This is a genomic window from Sphingobacterium sp. UBA1897 (assembly GCF_002337775.1).
GTDB lineage: Bacteria > Bacteroidota > Bacteroidia > Sphingobacteriales > Sphingobacteriaceae > Sphingobacterium > Sphingobacterium siyangense.
This window is the reverse complement of record NZ_DDGR01000034.1, coordinates 82514-99660: the sequence shown is the minus strand read 5'-3', so window position 1 is coordinate 99660 and position 17147 is coordinate 82514. Positions and strand designations below refer to the sequence as shown.

Here is a 17147-nt window from a genome sequence, read left to right as displayed (position 1 = left end):
AATAAAAATGTTGTCAAAAGCGCAAATCAGTCTAATAACGTCTCTACAAAATAAAAAGTATAGAAAACAACACGGCCTGTTTATCGTTGAGGGTATAAAATCCGTGATGGAATTTATTTCATCAAGTTATGAGGTTGAGTCTATTTTCTACACGGACGACGCCAACACAAAAGTGGGTAAAATCTCGCATAATATAAAATCCCATGAACTAACGGAAACTGAATTCCAAAAGATTAGTGCACTGAAATCGCCACAAGGTATACTCGCTTTGGTCAAACTTCCTTTACAACAAAAAATTGTACCAAGTAATTTAAAAAATAAGTTTAGCCTCGTACTCGATGATGTGCAGGATCCAGGCAATCTTGGGACAATTATCCGCACGGCGGAGTGGTTTGGAATCGAACATATTATCTGTTCCATTGGCACTGTAGACGCTTACAATCCGAAAGTAGTGCAAGCAACTATGGGCTCATTGGCAAGACTGCAGATCCACTATACAGATTTAACTGATTTTATTCCGGCTACTGGATTGAAAGTATATGGCGCCCTACTTGATGGTCAATCCATTTATCAGACTGTATGGGCTAAAGAGGGGCTAATTGTTATGGGTAACGAAGGAAATGGCATCAGCGACGAAATAATACCTTTGATCAATCAAGCTGTCACTATACCACGCCTAGGGCAAGCCGAATCATTGAATGTAGCCGTAGCAACAACGATCTTCTGTAGTGAGATTTCCAGACAAAAACTGACCTAAAACAGATTCTATTTGATGCTTCGCTTAGAGCTTTTGATGTAATCCAATCCTGTTTCCTTCCAAATCTTCAGTTTCTGCCACGGCAAAGCCCAAGTCGGTATGAAAGGTGGCTGGATATACCCTTCCATATTTAAACTCTGATCTTCATCAAAAATATCAATTTTAATAGAGAAAAAGCCCCGTCGCGACATTTTTCTATTCATTCAAAAGTTTCGATTAATTTTTGTCAAAAGAAAAAGCTTAATCGCTCCAAAAACTGTACATTTGAACAGTTCAATTGAAAGACGGATCGATACCGCTATCCATGTTCTTTTTTGAATATTCACACACGCTAAAATTACACCATGCCCGCTGAACAGAAATCCATCTATACGTTACAATTTATTTTACTTTGCTTAAGCTCGCTCCTATTTTCTTCCAGTTTCAATATGATTATCCCAGAACTACCCAATTATCTGAGCAGTTTGGGGGGTGCGGAGTACAAAGGGCTAATCATAGCATTGTTTACGTTGACTGCTGGAATTTCGCGGCCTTTTAGTGGTAAATTGACCGATCGGTGGGGACGTGTACCGGTCATGGCAATTGGATCTATCGTCTGTTTCATCTGTGGTTTTCTTTATCCCATTTTAACATCAGTCGCGGGCTTCCTATTCTTACGATTGATACATGGTTTTTCCACCGGTTTTAAACCTACCTCAACTTCTGCGTATGTCGCCGATCTGGTTCCTCAAAAAAGATGGGGTGAGGCTCTTGGCATGCATGGACTGGCTTTTAGCGTCGGTACAGCTGTTGGCCCAGCAATTGGGAGTGCCATTTTCGAGGCCTTTGGTATCAATGTTATGTTTTATTGTTCTTCTTTCATGGCACTTCTGTCTATTCTTATCGTCATTAACATGAAAGAAACACTGGCGAAAAAAGAAAAATTCAATCTTTCCATGCTCAAAATAAACCGCAAGGATATTATTGAATGGCGTGCCCTTCCAGCTGGAATCGTCACGTTTTTATCTTATACCGCCTATGGGGTCATTTTAACTTTAATTCCCGATTGGAGTGAATACCTGGGACTTAAAAATAAAGGGCTATTTTTCCTGGCATTTACAATCGCATCGGTGCTGATACGTTTCGTATCCGGCAAAGTTTCCGACCGTTATGGAAGACCTAAGGTCATTGTTGTCGGAATAGTCATTATTGCTATTGCACTCGTTGCTATCGGTATGGGCAATAGTTTCATTGGAATGATGATCGGCGCAAGCATCTATGGCGTGGGCACAGGTATACTCTCCCCTGCCGTCAATGCCTGGACGATCGACCTTAGCCTACCTGAACATCGGGGCAAGGCAGTAGCAACCATGTATATCTCACTTGAAGCTGGAATAGGGCTTGGCGCACTGCTTGCTGGATTATACTATAGTGATGTTATCCTCCGGATTCCAGTCATTATGTATGCCAATGCGGTAGTTTTGCTACTTGCATTGACCTATATGCTGAGCTGGCAGAGAAAGCACAAAGCCCGCTAGTCTGCGTTCGATTTAAAATATAGCTATTTGATTTTGGGTTTAATTGCATCGTTGATTTCCCGATAGCAGCCTTATTGCTGGGATAATCAAGATAAATATTAAAACGGACACATACGTCTACCAAGAAGGAGCTAATATCAATTTTTATTTAATGTTTAGACAGTGATCAATCAGTGCTGATTCAGTCTACACTGAGCAAGCACTGAACAATCACTGAACAAGCACTGAACAAGCATTGTCTAAATGGAGAATCTGAACTCCATTTAAAATCCCTTTGTTGCGTCTAAAAATCATCGCTTCCTTGTGGCCTCCCTTTCTTCAAAATATTAACCCTACACGCTTATCGGAATAGAATCCACGAACGATATGCCTGAACAGGCACCCAAGTAACAGGTTTTAGAAATAGTATGCGATATATTGCATATAAAAGTTAATTTATCTAAGTTTGATTATCATGGTAAGCAATTATTTAAAGCTTCAATACAGATTACTAGCTCGCCATATCAAGGCTACAGGACTACCCGTTCCGATCGCATATCTCCTGTTGTTTGGGTTATGCTATTTGATCTATTACTTTTTGTTTCAATACCCTATTTTTGGCTGTTATGCCGTGATACTAGGCAATTTTCAACTGCTTTTTCTCCTCACTGAAAAAAATAGAAATGATTTTCTCAAAAACACATACAGTAAACGAGATTTTCATCAGATCAGAATAGTAGAGAATGGCCTATTGACGCTGCCGTCCTCCGTCATTCTTTTTCTCCACAGCCAATGGCCCTATGCATTGTTATTGGTTACTTTGGCTGTTGTTTTTGCATTTTTGACGGTTAGGGCTTTCGGAAAATCTATTCCAACACCTTTCGCAAAAAAACCTTTTGAATTTATCATCGGGTTCCGACGGAGCTATTTGCTTTTGCTTGTAGTATATCTATTGGCTGGAATCGGTTTTTATGTAGCCAATTCCAATCTTGTTTTATTTTGCGTCATTTGCATTGCGCTCACCTGCGTTTTCTATTATCAATTGCCGGAGCCTATTTTTTACCTCTGGAATCACCATCATACACCAACAGTCTTTCTGATGCGAAAGTTTAAAAGGGGAATTTTACAGTGTCTGCTCTTGGTACTGCCCCTTCTTTTGCTGTATGTTGTCATCTTTCCATCGGATTTATTTAATGCCTGTATTGTATTGGGCGGAATATTACTTTTACTTCCTTTTGCAATCACATTGAAATACGTCGCTTACCCACGGGAGATCAATTTCCCCGAAGTTTTTGCTTTGGCACTTTGTTTTAGCTTTTACCCTTTGATTCTAGCGCTCTTGCCTTTTTATTATATCAAAGCAATCAACAATCTAAAAAATCACTTATGATCGAGCTTACGAATATCAATAAGTCCTTTGGACAGCATCAAGTACTCCACGAGGTTACTTACCTCTTTGATAGCGGAAAAGTATATGGTATCGTCGGTGAAAATGGCGCTGGAAAGACAACGCTGTTTCGTTGTATTGCTGGACTAGAAACCGCCTCGGGAAGTTTAAAATCTGATTTAGAACCGCTAAAAAACAATTTAGGTTACCTCACCTCGGATCCGTATTTCCTTTCAAAGCTCACCGGCGAAGAGTATATTTATCTACTGACGGATGCACGCGGTAAACAGATCAAAAACCTCAGTGAGAGAAATATTTTCGAGTTGCCCTTAAAGGAGTATGCGAGCGCCTATTCCACGGGAATGAAAAAAAAACTTGCCCTGACAGCTACTTTACTTCAGGACAATAATTATTATATCCTTGACGAACCTTTTAATGGCATCGATCTACAAAGCAGTATTATTCTTACGGAGATTATTCTTCGTTTAAAAGCAATGGGTAAAACGATCCTGATTTCGTCCCATATCTTTTCCACGCTAAAAGATACCTGCGATGAAATCTTGGTACTCGAAACGGGCAGAATTAGTAAATCTGTAAAAAAAGAGCAGTTCGGCGAATTTGAAGAGGAAATGAAAGAAAAAATACTACAAAAAGATATCGACAAATTGTGGCTTTAGCATACCGTAACACTTGAGATAAACACTATGGAAAAACACTTACCTATACTAGAAACTGAACGTTTAATTATCCGTCCAATACAGATGGATGATGCAGCTTATTTTTTCGCAATGGATTCACAGCCGGAGGTTCATACCTTTTTGAATAACGAACCTGTTCAATCTGTTGAAGAAATGAAAAAAGCCATCGCGCATATTCAGCAACAATATGAAAAATACGGTATAGGCCGTCTAGGGGTCATTGAGAAATCAAGCAATCAATGGATAGGCTGGACGGGATTTAAGTATATTGACGAATTGGAGAACGGACGTATTGGATTTTTAGACCTTGGTTATCGTTTCAGAACGGAATCTTGGGGAAAAGGCTATGCGACAGAAGCCGCACTAGCCTGCATGCAATATTACAGCGAACAGCTGACCCATTTTGAAGTACATGCCATCACGCATACAGCAAACCTGGGATCAAGGCATGTCTTGGAAAAAGTAGGATTTCAGGTAACTGAAGAATTTCATTTCGATCTATGGAATATTCCCTGTTATTGGTATGATCTAGCCATTGACCAATCAACAAACTAATTATATTAGTTTTAAAAACTAATTTTTTTAACTTTTCATAGTTTCACTGGGATAAAACAAAATGGTTTTGTATTTTTACACGTTCGAATAAAATATTATTTCGAACATTTCTGTATTGTACAATTTAATCTATTGCTGAGTAAATGAGTGACGAAACGAACTTCCCAACGGAAGATAATCAAGAAGAGCTGGGATCAGGAAAAACAGAAAACGGAAGTCAAACGATACCTTTATCAGGACTATACGAAAACTGGTTTTTGGACTATGCATCCTATGTCATCTTGGACAGAGCCGTTCCACATATCAATGACGGTTTGAAACCCGTACAACGTCGTATCCTCCATTCCTTGAAGGAAATGGATGATGGACGATATAATAAAGCTGCCAACGTCATTGGTAACACGATGAAATATCACCCACATGGTGATGCTTCTATCGGTGATGCCATGGTACAATTGGGCCAAAAGGATCTCCTGATTGACTGTCAAGGTAACTGGGGCTTCCCAATTACGGGCGACTCTGCTGCTGCTCCACGGTACATCGAGGGAAGATTATCCAAATTTGCAAATGACGTTGTCTTCAATCCCGAAACAACTGAGTGGCAATTGAGTTATGATGGACGGAATCGTGAACCTGTCACACTTCCGGTAAAATTCCCATTATTATTGGCTCAAGGTGCCGAAGGTATTGCTGTTGGTTTAGCAACCAAGATTATGCCGCACAATTTCATTGAGTTAATCGACGGATCTATTCAGGTATTAAACGGTGAACGTCCGAATATCTTCCCAGACTTCCCTACGGGTGGTATGGCCGACGTTTCAAATTATAATGAGGGTCAACGTGGCGGTAAAATCCGTGTACGTGCGAAAATTGAAGAACGCGATAAGAAGACGCTCGCAATTACAGAAATTCCATTTGGAACCACGACGGGCGGTCTGATTGAAAGTGTGGTCACAGCAAACGATAAGGGAAAAATTAAGATCAAAAAAATCGAGGACAATACAGCAGGAAATGTAGAGATCATTGTGCATTTGGCTCCTGGAATTTCTCCTGATGTAACGATTGATGCTTTATATGCCTTTACCGCCTGTGAAGTCTCTATCTCACCTAACACTTGTGTTATCAAAGATGAGAAACCTCACTTTATGAGTGTCAATGACATTCTAACGGAAAACACAATAAACACAAAAAATTTATTGAAACGAGAATTGGAGATTCGCTTAAACGATCTTCAAGAAAAAATCTTCTTCAGTAGTTTATTAAAAATATTTATTCAAGAGGGGATGTACAAGCATCCGGATTATGAAAATGCAGGTGACTTTGAGGTCGTGGTGCAGGTTCTAAATCGCTTGTTCGAACCTTTCTTCGATCAATTTTATCGTGAGATACGACCAGAAGATTACAAAAAATTGATCGATAAACCAATGAGTAGTATTACACGTTTCGACGTTAAAAAAGCGGACGAAATGATGAAAACACTCGAAAATGAGATCAAGGAAGTCAAGCGTCATCTACGTCAATTGACAGAATATGCCATTGCATGGTTTGAGAAATTGCGTGAGAAATATAGTAAAGACCGCGAGCGTAAAACCGAACTGCGTATATTCGATAAAGTAGAAGCGACCCAAGTTGCCCTAGCAAATGCCAAACTATATGTCAATCGTGAGGAAGGATTTATTGGCTCAGGCATGAAGAAAGATGAGTTTGTATGCGACTGCTCGGATATCGATGATATTATTGTATTCCGCGAAGATGGCAAATATGTTGTTAGTAAAATCCAGGATAAAGTATTCGTTGGAAAAGGAATTATCCACGTTGCTGTTTTCAAAAAAGGTGATGAACGTACAATCTATAACGCCATCTATAAAGAAGGTGAAACTGGTACCAGTTACATTAAACGTTTCTCTGTGGTAGGTGTCACTCGGGATAAGGAATATGATGTATCCAAAGGATCCAAAGGGTCTAAAATCCTATATTTCACAGCCAATCCAAACGGTGAAGCAGAGATCGTCAATATACAGCTTAAACCGCACACAAAATTGCGCAAGTTGAATTTTGACATGGACTTTGCCGAGATTGCAATCAAGGGCCGTGCTTCACAAGGAAACATTGTATCAAAATATCCCGTCAAAAAAATCAGCTTTAAAAGCTCTGGTGTCTCCACGCTGGCAGGACGAAAAATATGGTACGATACCATCATGAAACGTCTAAATGCAGATGAACGTGGCCAATACCTTGGCGAGTTTGACGGCGACGACAAGATATTAGTGGTTCTTTCGGATGGTAGTTACGAATTGTCAAACTTTGATCTGAGCAACCACTTCGACGAGAAAATGATCCGGATCGAAAAATACCACCCGGACCATATCTATACAGTTGTGCATCAGGACGGCAAGAGCGGAACGTACTTTGTCAAACGTTTTAAATTTGACGATCAACCTATTGGAAAACGCATTTCCTTTATTAATGAAGATGCAGGATCTAAATTGGTATTGATGAGTAATGCGGCTGAACCGATGGTCAAATTGGAGATTTTAAAAGGTAAATCCCAAACGGAAGAAACTCTTGATCAGCCTTTGACTGAAATTATTGACGTAAAAGGAATAAAAGCACAAGGAAACCGCCTGTCTTTCCATACCGTAAAATCGGTTACGCTAACAACAGCGGATGAAGATTTAAGTCAAAAAGGTAAAGAAAAAGCAGCCGAAACGAGTACTGATATCACAGAAACAACGGTTGATAGTACCATAACGGCGGTGGACAGTTCCGTGAAGGAGAAGGAGGTAGAGTCAACCGATAAAAATGACGATATCAAATTGGAAATCACTAATCCAAATGACATCCAAATCGACGATAAAGGACAGATGGAAATGTTCTAACTCGTATTCAATACACAAAAAAGGCTCGAATAAATATTCGAGCCTTTTTTGTGTAGGATACAACACCTTAAGTATTGTCCTTTAAGCTTTAAATTCTTTTAGGAATTTTTGAAGTTTTGGAGCAATGACTACTGAACAAAATGGATTTTCAGGATGATCATTAAAATAATTATGATGATAATCTTCTGCTAACCAAAATGTCACAGCTGGTTCTACCGTTGTGACAATAGCGTCCTCATAAACATCCTCATTTTCCAATTCGTCGATAAAATTCTGCGCTAAGATCTCCTGTTCTTCATTATGATAAAAAACAACTGATCTATACTGCGTCCCCACGTCGTTACCTTGACGGTTTAATGTCGTCGGGTTATGTGTCTTAAAAAAGATTTTCAATAGGTCTTCATAGTTCACCAGCTCTTCGTCATATTCTAGCTCGACAACCTCAACATGATCAGTTGTACCCGTACAGACCTGCTCATAAGTTGGCTTATCTACATGCCCTCCCATATAACCAGGCAATACCGATGTTACCCCTTCAGTGTTTTGGAAAATAACTTCTGTACACCAAAAACATCCTCCTCCAAATGTTGCTTTCATACTTTTATATTCTTGCGTATTTTAATCTTACTTTTTCAAACACTATAGCCGATTTAGTAGCCACAGCGAAAAATGTTTAGACAAATATAATTATTAATCGGCAATGAGATACACTGCTACCAGTGCGAAAAATGGAAGTTTACGTTTCATTTACCACATGAGAGCGCCCCCCTCATACCCATACACCCCTATTTTAATATTAATAGTAGTGTTTTCCTTTAATCAATAAATCTTGTTGTTTACTGTCACAAACCGCATAGGAAAAACCTTGTTGTAGCGCATAGGCACCATATTCGCCTTTTTTATTTATTGCTAAGAATCCTACTTGAATTTCCTTCGCAATTGCAGGTTTCTTCTTCACGATACGCATAACAGCTTCCTTACAGGCATCTTCCGGAGAATAACCCTGACGCATCAATTCGACAACCAAAAAACTACCTACATTCCGTATGACTTCTTCACCAACTCCGGTCGATGTAGCTCCGCCCACTTCATTATCGACATAAAGTCCGGCTCCAATAATAGGGCTATCTCCTACCCGACCATGCATCTTGAAAGCCATACCACTGGTTGTACAAGCTCCGGAAATATTCCCATTGGCATCCAATGCCAACATACCGATCGTATCGTGGTTATATTGGTTTCCTGGCAAACGTTCTGCTGCAAAAGATTGGTTTTCAATATTGGCTACAGGTTTGTATTTTTTCTCCTTCAACCATTCCTTCCACGCTTTTTCACCTTCTGGGGTCAGTAGATTTTCTTCCTTAAAACCATTTTCTAACGCAAATTGCAATGCACCTTCGCCTACCAGCATCACGTGGGGTGTTTTTTCCATGACCATCCGCGCTACTGATATTGGATGTCCAATTTTTTCCATTCCAGCAACAGCACCACAGTTACCATCCGCATCCATGATACAAGCATCAAGTGTGACGTGACCATCGCGATCTGGATAACCACCTTTACCAACTGTCATATTTTTGAGATCGGCCTCGGGCACACGCACACCTTGTTCCACCGCGTCCAATGCCTTGCCTCCTTTGGACAATATTTCCCAAGCGGCTTTATTTGCTGCAATCCCAAAGTCCCAAGTTGAAATTACAATAGGATATTTTTTAACACTGCCCTTTGCTGCAATCGTCAATCCTTTCGCATCAAATGCTGTCAATGTCCCCATTGCCGTCGCAGCAATCAAACCTTGCCTAATAAAATCACGTCTTGAACTCATTTCCTTATTAATATTTTATAAAACTATCGCTATTGATTAATTCGGCAAAAAACAATCCTTAAAATTGCCTTCAGTCTACCGAACACAAAAAATTTTCATCATTGACTGCACAAAGACATCGCTTTTTTCTAGTGTATTACACGATCTTACGTCACATCTGCCCCCAATCTACTTCATCGATATGCGCTGGAAAATGCTATTCTACATTTTTACAGCTTCGTGTTAAACTGAAGAAGGATATTGACTTCACAATCAATAAGCAATATTACAAAATGGTTTTAGCAATTAGATAATTTAATTAAAATTAAGCCCAAACATTCGTTTTTTAGCAACATAACATCAAAATCACTTAAAAATCGACAATAAAAATTGACTTATATTATGAATTAATCCTATCTTTAGAAACAAACTAATTCGCATGAAAAACACTCTTAAATTCGCTATTTTAGCTTATGCAAGCCTTATAGGTGTTGAAAGCAGTCAGGCGCAGCAGCTAGATTCCACGACTTATTTCAAGATCAAAGAGTTGCAAGAAAACGTAAAACGTGAATTCGCTCCCGATAAAAGAACCAAGATCGTAGCAATCCAAAAAGCGGATATCGCACAGAACCAATATGTGCTTGAAACAACTGAAAAAGATGCTAAGTTCGTTTTGGAGCAAAAGGCAAAAGATATATCAGCCAATATTCAAGTACAGCTCTTGCCTGATGCAAGTGTAGGTGAAAAAACTTCTGGAGTCATCAGGCTCTCCGTTGCAAATATGCGCACATTTCCAGATAATGCTGCGGAGCTAACCAGCCAGGTTTTATTGGGAACGCAAGTGGATCTTCTGCAAAAAAAGAGCGGGGACTACCGTGTCCGCACGCCGGATGGCTATATTGCATGGGTACCAAGTTCGTCCATTGAAGCGATGGACAAAACCATGCTGGCAAATTGGCGGCAAGCAGAAAAAGTTATCTATACAGCGGAGTTTGGAAAATCATATTCTGAACCCAATGAAAAAAGCCAACGAGTGTCTGATCTCGTATATGGTGACATTCTTCAGTTAAAAGGACAAAAAAACAACTTTTATGAAATAGCATATCCGGATGGACGTTTAGGTTATATTAAAAAATCAGAAAGTCTAACCTTAAAAAATTGGTTTGAAACGCGCCAGCCTACGGCGGAAAATATTATCGCCAGTGCAAAAACAATGTTGGGCCTGCCCTATTTATGGGGGGGGACATCGGTGAAAGGTGTAGACTGCAGCGGTTTTACCAAAACAAGCTTTTTTATGAACGGCTTCGTGATTCCGAGAGATGCATCGCAACAAGTACTCGCAGGTGAAAAAATCGACATTTTAGATCAAGAAGGACATTTCGACCCTGAGAAAGCACTCAAAAATCTAAAACCGGCAGACTTACTGTTCTTTGCGGCAGGCAAAAACAGCAATCCTAATGCGCGTGTAACACATGTTGCACTCTATATCGGCAATGGAACTTTTATTCACGCTGCTGGATTAGTCCGGATCAACAGTATGCTTAAGGACGCTGCAAACTACGATGATTTCCAAACCCGAACCGTGGTTGCTGCACGCCGTTACCTCGGGACCCACGATAGCGCAATACAGAAAGTCGTTGAAAGCAATTATTACAACAATAAATAAACATAGCGATGAGCAATCAATCTGAATGGATTAGTAAAGATTTTGGGGCCTTTAAATTGAGATTTAGACCTTACACGCTAACTTTGCGCCATGTCTTTACAGTAGCTTCCTTTAGCCGAAGCACAACACCGGTTGTATTGACCGAACTAGAGTATGATGGCATTATCGGTTATGGTGAAGCGAGTATGCCACCCTATCTAGGCGAATCGCAGGAAAGTGTCTTATCATTCCTCAATCAGATTGATCTGACAGGCTTCAACTCTCCTTTTCAAACCGAAGAGCTCCTGCATTATATCGATCAGCTTGCTTTGAAAAACACGGCTGCAAAAGCCTCCATTGATATTGCTCTACATGATATCCTTGGTAAAATTATGAATCAACCCTATTATAAGATATGGGGATTAAATCCTGACCTTATCCCACCGACGTCCTACACCATCGGAATCGATACAGAAGAAATGATCCGCCAAAAAGTCGCCGAAGCTGATCAGTTTAAAATTTTAAAGGTGAAACTGGGTCTTGATACGGATAAAATGATCATAGACACCATCCGTCAGGTTACCGATCGTCCCTTGTGTGCCGATGTCAATCAAGGTTGGAAAACGCGTGAAGAGGCTTTGGAAATGGCACACTGGCTTGCAGAAAGAAATGTTTCTTTCTTGGAACAGCCGATGCCCAAGGAGCAGATTGACGACAACGCCTGGCTTACTGAGCATAGTCCTATCCCTACTATTGCCGATGAAGGATGCCAACGCCTTGTGGATGTTCCTGCATTAAAGGGTGTATACTCGGGAATCAACATCAAACTGATGAAATGCACGGGCATGCGTGAAGCTAAACAAATGGCAGAACTTGCTCGTTCTTTGGAAATGAAAGTTATGATCGGCTGTATGACCGAAACTTCCTGCGCGATCAGTGCAGCTGCACAACTTGCACCATTAACAGACTGGGCAGATCTAGACGGTGCTTTATTAATTGGAAATGATATATACGACGGCATGACCGTGGTAAATGGCAGTTGCCTTCTCCCCGACCGTCCGGGAATTGGAATTGTAAGAAAATAACCCTATATTCAGTGCAATGTTTTTTTCTTAAAGAAAAGATTGCACTGAATTGCTATCGCAAGTTTGACCAACACTCGACAGCACCAAAATATTAACAACTAAATTAATCAATTCACACTTTTATGAAACAACATGTGCTCACAACGTTGTGTCTCATAGCCTGTAGTTCGATGCAGTCTTTATATGCACAACAGATCCAAATTGCTGGTAAGATAACGGACAGCAACGGAAAACCAATTAGCGGAGTTACAATAAATGTAAAAGGCGCTAACCAAGGAACCTCCACAAACGAAAATGGCCTGTTTACCTTAAACACAAACGCCAATGCGACATTAACGATATCTGCCGTAGGTTATAGCCGACAAGAAATTCAGGTCAATGGCCGAAAAACCATTAATATTTCACTCAGCAGTGATGAACAGGCATTGGACGAAGTCATTGTCATTGCCTACGGAACGGCTAAAAAGAGTACCTATACAGGTTCGGCAGCACAAGTAAAATCAGATGCCATTGATAAACAACCTGTCACTTCTTTTGAAAAAGCGCTTACTGGCCGTGTTGCAGGTCTGCAAATGTCAAATGGATCTGGTCAGGCAGGTGCAACTTCAGCTATACGCATTCGAGGCATAGGATCCATGAACGCGTCGAATGAGCCACTCTATGTCATTGACGGTGTTCCAGTCATTTCGGGTAGTGTCGGACAGATGGGCGACTATATTGTCAATACCAACAACGTCATGAGCACATTAAATCCCAGCGATATCGAATCTATTTCTGTGCTTAAGGATGCTGCCGCATCATCCCTTTATGGGTCCCGCGCGGCAAATGGTGTCATCATCATCACCACAAAAAAGGGAAAAAACGGAGATCCGAAGATCAATATCAAGTCCTCTATCGGCATTAGTCCTTCCTGGGCAACCAAAAATAATGAACCTGCTTCGGTACAGGATCAAATCAATATGCTTTATAGTGTTTTATACGACTCTAGAATAGCAGCTGGTCAAACGGCTGAACAGGCGAATAAAAACACCTTATTCCGCTTAAATTCTTTGGACTGGAATCCAAATTCGGCAAATTACGGTAAACCAACTTCTTCTTATGGTTTTGGTATTCATGGCTATCAATTCAGCACGGATGGAACCTCACAATGGGAAAATGTACATATCTCAGGAAAAACAGATGGTGTAGAGAATCGAGATGGTCAATATTATGACTGGAACAAAGCATTGTTTAGAACCGGGATATTCAACAGCAACGATATCTCGGTAAGCGGAGCAACAGAAAAAACCAATTACTATGCGTCTTTAGGATACACCCAAGACAAAAGCAGGATTATTGAGAATAACTTCGACAGAATCAATGGTCGGATTAATTTAACACAAAAGATTGGCAAATATCTTGAATTTGGCTCAAACGTCAACTACGCCAAAAACAAGCTTATCGGGATGAACGACACCAGGAATACAGGAACAAATTACCTGTATCAAGCGAGTAATTTATTATGGCAGATGTATTGGCCAACTGATTATAAAACAGGTAACGAATATACAGCTCGTTATGGCAGTCTCGCTTATAATCCATTGTATTACAACAAGGAATGGGAAAACTCTTCGAAAACAAGCAAATTATCAGCTATAGAATCTTTATCATTAAAGCTGTTACCTGAACTTACATTGAAGACCATTTTCTCCTATGACAGAACCGAGGTCAAAGATCATATCTATTATAGCGCTAAACATTATAACGGTATGGCAGACAATGGCCGGGTCACAGAGGTGTCTACGTCTATTGAAAAATTGGTATCATCCACAACAGCCAATTACAACAAGAGCTTTGGCTTGCATAATATTGGGTTATTAGCTGGTTTCGAAGCTGAAAAAAACACGACTGATTTTATCCGTGCTACAGGTAAAGATTTACCATCCTCATCACTTCATACCGTCGCCACTGCAGGTATATTGGATGCGTCGGCCTATTCCTGGGGCAATAATATGATGTCTGTACTATCGCGGGCGGAATATAACTACGATGAACGTTATTTTGCCTCAGCATCTTTTAGAAGGGACGGTTCATCCCGCTTGGCACCAGGTCCTCGTTGGGGCAACTTTTGGTCTTTAGCAGCTTCCTGGAATTTAGCCAAGGAATCTTTTATTAAACAGATCGAGGAAATCAATAACCTAAGAATTAGAGGTTCCTATGGGGTAAATGGAACATTACCTACGGATCTTTTTGCTTGGCGCAATTTAACAAGTTATTCCAACAAATATATGACGCAGCCAGGTGGTGGGCTTAATAATTTAGGCAATCCGGATGTAGCTTGGGAGAAAAATTACTCCACAAACATCGCTTTGGAATTTGGTCTGTTCCACAATAAACTATTCGGTACAATTGAATATTTTAACAGAGACTCGAAGGATCTTTTACAGAATGTTCCGATCTCGACAATTACCGGTTTCGGTTCCATATTGCGAAATGTTGGCGAAATGAACAATAAAGGTATAGAGATTGAACTGGGCTCAGATATTGTTAAAAATGAAAATTGGAAATGGACATTAAGTGCAAATGCAGCAATCATCAAATCCAAGATTACAAAATTATATGGTGGACGAGATATCGTTTGGTATGATCCCACAGGTGGAGACGATAGAGCTCGATTTATTTATCGTGAAGGAGAATCGTCTTTATCATTCTTTGGTTTAGAATGGGCTGGTACCGATCAAACCAATGGCAAAAACGTCTGGTATACTAACGATGGTACTGATGGCGATTTTTTGTTCAACGGAAAAGCTGCAAGTTATGATTACAAAAAAGCTAAACAAACCATCATCGGAAATGCTAATCCTAAACTATATGGCGGTATAAATTCTGACATCGATTATAAAAACTTTTCATTGGGATTGAACTTTGCTTATAAAATTGGCGGCAAACTTTATGATGCGACATCCAAAGATGTTGCCGATGACGGCTATTATTGGGAACGAATTCATGCCGCTTATTTTACAGAAAATAGCTGGTCACCTTCAAATACGGATGGAACTTACCCAATGGTTACTGGAAGAGATCTGGAAGATGTGAACCAGATCAGCAGTAGACAACTGTTTGACGCGTCATATCTTAGATTAAAGAACATTTCGTTGAGCTATAGATTACCAAATGAATTTTTAAAACGAGCTGGCATCTCCAATGCAAGGGTATTTTTCAATGGAAGCAATTTATTGACTGTTTCGAAATACAAGTATATGGATCCAGAAGTTAACCAATTTGGTACGCGGGGCTGGGAAACACCATTGGCAAAAACGTACACTTTCGGTGTTGAATTTAGTTTTTAACGAAAAAAAACAGTATTATGAAAAAGCTTTTTATTGCCTCGTGCATAACAATATCATTAGCAATCAGCTCTTGTAGCAATTTTTTGGATGTCACACCGACCAATATGGGGGACTCCAATACCTCCATCCAAACTGCTGCTGACGCAAAGGTTATTATGAATGGATTAATGAGTAAAATGGCAAATGTGGCCTACTATGGACGAAATTTTCCGCTCTATGCTGATGCCAAAGGGGGTGACTTTACGATTGCATCCCAAGGCCGCGGTTATGACTATCTTTATGTATTTAATCATTCGGCCTCTTCCAATCCCTATTCAGGCATCTGGACACAAGGGTTTCATACACTCGTGCAGATCAATAATCTTTTGACAAATATCGATAAACTAATCGCTGCCGGTTCGACAGAAAATTTTAATACGTATAAAGGACAAGCATTGACCGCAAGAGCCCTCATCAATTTTGATCTTGTCAGGTTGTATGGCAAACCCTACAACATGGAAAAATCTGCCCTTGGTATTCCTAATGTGACAAAAGTCCTCGAATATAGTACGCAGGAAAAACGTATCTCCGTAGAGGAAAACTACAAACAAATAGTACAGGATCTAAAGGATGCAGAAAGCTTATTGCCAAAATCCAAATCGGATGGATATTTCAGTTTTTTCGCCAATAAAGCACTGCAAGCTCGTGTGTACCTCTATATGAATGATTATGATAACTCGTTAAAATCAGCACAGGAAGTCATAGACTCCAAAGTCTACACATTGTATAGCAATGAAAACTGGGTAAAATCCTGGACAGGTATGTTTGGAACTGAATCTATTCTAGAATTGGGTGTTTATCCGAATGAAGCTGATGCAGGGACTAGTTCACTGGGTGCGATGTTCCGCAGAAAAGGACATGGCAGTACAGCCATATTGGGAAACTTTATAGCCGCAGATCCATTCTTGGCCAAACTTAAGAAAGACGAGACAGATGTCAGATGGGGTGTTATGGCGTATGATGAAGTCGGCACCACCCATTTAGGAGCGGTTTATAAATATAGCGGTAGCACCACGCTTGCCGGTGATAAAAATTCAACAGCAAATAGTACCGCTGTCAATATTAAGGTCATCCGTTTGTCCGAAGTATATCTTATCGCTGCTGAAGCTGCTCTACTAAAATCATCTCCTGACAAGGTCCTTGCAGCAAATTACCTGAATGCAATACGCCAACGGTCTCCAAAATTAGATGTCGCGACCTCAGGCACGATTACTTTAGATATGATTGCCGATGAGAGAAGCAAAGAGCTCCTTGGAGAAGGTCATCGCTTCTTTGATATGATGCGCTGGAACAAATCGATAACTTTTGATGACGATTTAGGAAATATAAGCACAACAAATAGACAAAAAACGATCGATAGAACCTTCTTTAAAACCATTCTTCCTATTTCACTGGATGAGATGAATGCAAACCCAGCTATAGCAAATCAACAGAATACCGGCTACTAGTAGTCTCAAAAAAGAAAAAAGGTCA

At 40.1% G+C, this 17147-nt stretch carries 13 protein-coding genes; 10 read left to right on the top strand and 3 right to left on the bottom strand.

The window, feature by feature from the left end; all coding sequences use genetic code 11:
• The first annotated feature begins 7 nt into the window (after window positions 1-7).
• Entirely contained in the window at window positions 8-757 is a 750-nt protein-coding gene (locus tag B4N43_RS23045; RefSeq protein ID WP_286736462.1) for a TrmH family RNA methyltransferase, read from the top strand.
• Window positions 758-765: 8 nt separating this feature from the next.
• Here B4N43_RS23045 and B4N43_RS23040 read toward each other — a convergent pair whose 3' ends face one another.
• The gene (locus B4N43_RS23040; protein WP_286736460.1) at window positions 766-960 is read right to left on the bottom strand and encodes a hypothetical protein; all 195 of its coding nucleotides are present in this window, start codon (window positions 958-960) and stop codon (window positions 766-768) included.
• Between the two features lie 141 nt (window positions 961-1101).
• Here B4N43_RS23040 and B4N43_RS23035 point away from each other — a divergent pair, with 141 nt between their 5' ends.
• The 5 genes from B4N43_RS23035 to B4N43_RS23015 all read left to right on the top strand — a co-directional run bounded on the left by B4N43_RS23035 (window position 1102) and on the right by B4N43_RS23015 (window position 7772).
• Entirely contained in the window at window positions 1102-2274 is a 1173-nt protein-coding gene (locus B4N43_RS23035; protein WP_286736459.1) for an MFS transporter, read from the top strand.
• Between the two features lie 454 nt (window positions 2275-2728).
• Window positions 2729-3643: a hypothetical protein gene (locus B4N43_RS23030; RefSeq protein WP_286736457.1), complete on the top strand. Its 915-nt coding sequence runs from the start codon at window positions 2729-2731 to the stop codon at window positions 3641-3643.
• Entirely contained in the window at window positions 3640-4317 is a 678-nt protein-coding gene (locus B4N43_RS23025) for an ATP-binding cassette domain-containing protein (RefSeq protein WP_075991699.1), read from the top strand. Before B4N43_RS23030 ends, B4N43_RS23025 begins: the two co-directional genes overlap by 4 nt.
• Before the next feature lie 27 nt (window positions 4318-4344).
• Window positions 4345-4893, top strand: a complete 549-nt coding sequence (locus B4N43_RS23020; protein ID WP_075991698.1) for a GNAT family N-acetyltransferase — start codon at window positions 4345-4347, stop codon at window positions 4891-4893.
• 143 nt (window positions 4894-5036) lie between these two features.
• Window positions 5037-7772 (top strand): DNA gyrase/topoisomerase IV subunit A, encoded by a 2736-nt coding sequence (locus tag B4N43_RS23015; protein ID WP_286736455.1) that lies wholly within the window; start codon window positions 5037-5039, stop codon window positions 7770-7772.
• Window positions 7773-7853: 81 nt separating this feature from the next.
• On the opposite strand, the gene msrA is transcribed toward B4N43_RS23015, so the two are convergent.
• Entirely contained in the window at window positions 7854-8369 is a 516-nt protein-coding gene (gene msrA, locus B4N43_RS23010) for a peptide-methionine (S)-S-oxide reductase MsrA (RefSeq protein WP_083663801.1), read from the bottom strand.
• A gap of 199 nt (window positions 8370-8568) precedes the next feature.
• Window positions 8569-9597 (bottom strand): N(4)-(beta-N-acetylglucosaminyl)-L-asparaginase, encoded by a 1029-nt coding sequence (locus tag B4N43_RS23005; protein ID WP_120336530.1) that lies wholly within the window; start codon window positions 9595-9597, stop codon window positions 8569-8571.
• 418 nt (window positions 9598-10015) lie between these two features.
• Between B4N43_RS23005 and B4N43_RS23000 the strand changes: the two genes are divergently transcribed.
• The 4 genes from B4N43_RS23000 (at window position 10016) to B4N43_RS22985 (ending at window position 17122) form a co-directional block, all read left to right on the top strand.
• Window positions 10016-11242, top strand: coding sequence for an NlpC/P60 family protein (locus B4N43_RS23000; RefSeq protein WP_286736451.1), 1227 nt, complete (start codon window positions 10016-10018; stop codon window positions 11240-11242).
• Window positions 11243-11250: 8 nt separating this feature from the next.
• A complete protein-coding gene (locus B4N43_RS22995; RefSeq protein ID WP_088160711.1) occupies window positions 11251-12306 on the top strand; it encodes a dipeptide epimerase in 1056 nt (351 codons plus the stop codon).
• 122 nt (window positions 12307-12428) lie between these two features.
• Window positions 12429-15635: a SusC/RagA family TonB-linked outer membrane protein gene (locus tag B4N43_RS22990; protein ID WP_286736447.1), complete on the top strand. Its 3207-nt coding sequence runs from the start codon at window positions 12429-12431 to the stop codon at window positions 15633-15635.
• Between the two features lie 17 nt (window positions 15636-15652).
• Window positions 15653-17122, top strand: coding sequence for a RagB/SusD family nutrient uptake outer membrane protein (locus B4N43_RS22985; protein WP_075991692.1), 1470 nt, complete (start codon window positions 15653-15655; stop codon window positions 17120-17122).
• Window positions 17123-17147 lie beyond the last annotated feature (25 nt).

Excerpts from the sequence above, each read along its gene's own strand:
- B4N43_RS23045 (WP_286736462.1), top strand. The coding sequence starts at position 8 with ATGTTGTCAAAAGCGCAAATCAGTCTAATAACGTCTCTACAAAATAAA.
- B4N43_RS23040 (WP_286736460.1), bottom strand. The coding sequence starts at position 960 with ATGAATAGAAAAATGTCGCGACGGGGCTTTTTCTCTATTAAAATTGAT.
- B4N43_RS23035 (WP_286736459.1), top strand. The coding sequence starts at position 1,102 with ATGCCCGCTGAACAGAAATCCATCTATACGTTACAATTTATTTTACTT.
- B4N43_RS23030 (WP_286736457.1), top strand. The coding sequence starts at position 2,729 with ATGGTAAGCAATTATTTAAAGCTTCAATACAGATTACTAGCTCGCCAT.
- B4N43_RS23025 (WP_075991699.1), top strand. The coding sequence starts at position 3,640 with ATGATCGAGCTTACGAATATCAATAAGTCCTTTGGACAGCATCAAGTA.
- B4N43_RS23020 (WP_075991698.1), top strand. The coding sequence starts at position 4,345 with ATGGAAAAACACTTACCTATACTAGAAACTGAACGTTTAATTATCCGT.
- B4N43_RS23015 (WP_286736455.1), top strand. The coding sequence starts at position 5,037 with ATGAGTGACGAAACGAACTTCCCAACGGAAGATAATCAAGAAGAGCTG.
- msrA (WP_083663801.1), bottom strand. The coding sequence starts at position 8,369 with ATGAAAGCAACATTTGGAGGAGGATGTTTTTGGTGTACAGAAGTTATT.
- B4N43_RS23005 (WP_120336530.1), bottom strand. The coding sequence starts at position 9,597 with ATGAGTTCAAGACGTGATTTTATTAGGCAAGGTTTGATTGCTGCGACG.
- B4N43_RS23000 (WP_286736451.1), top strand. The coding sequence starts at position 10,016 with ATGAAAAACACTCTTAAATTCGCTATTTTAGCTTATGCAAGCCTTATA.
- B4N43_RS22995 (WP_088160711.1), top strand. The coding sequence starts at position 11,251 with ATGAGCAATCAATCTGAATGGATTAGTAAAGATTTTGGGGCCTTTAAA.
- B4N43_RS22990 (WP_286736447.1), top strand. The coding sequence starts at position 12,429 with ATGAAACAACATGTGCTCACAACGTTGTGTCTCATAGCCTGTAGTTCG.
- B4N43_RS22985 (WP_075991692.1), top strand. The coding sequence starts at position 15,653 with ATGAAAAAGCTTTTTATTGCCTCGTGCATAACAATATCATTAGCAATC.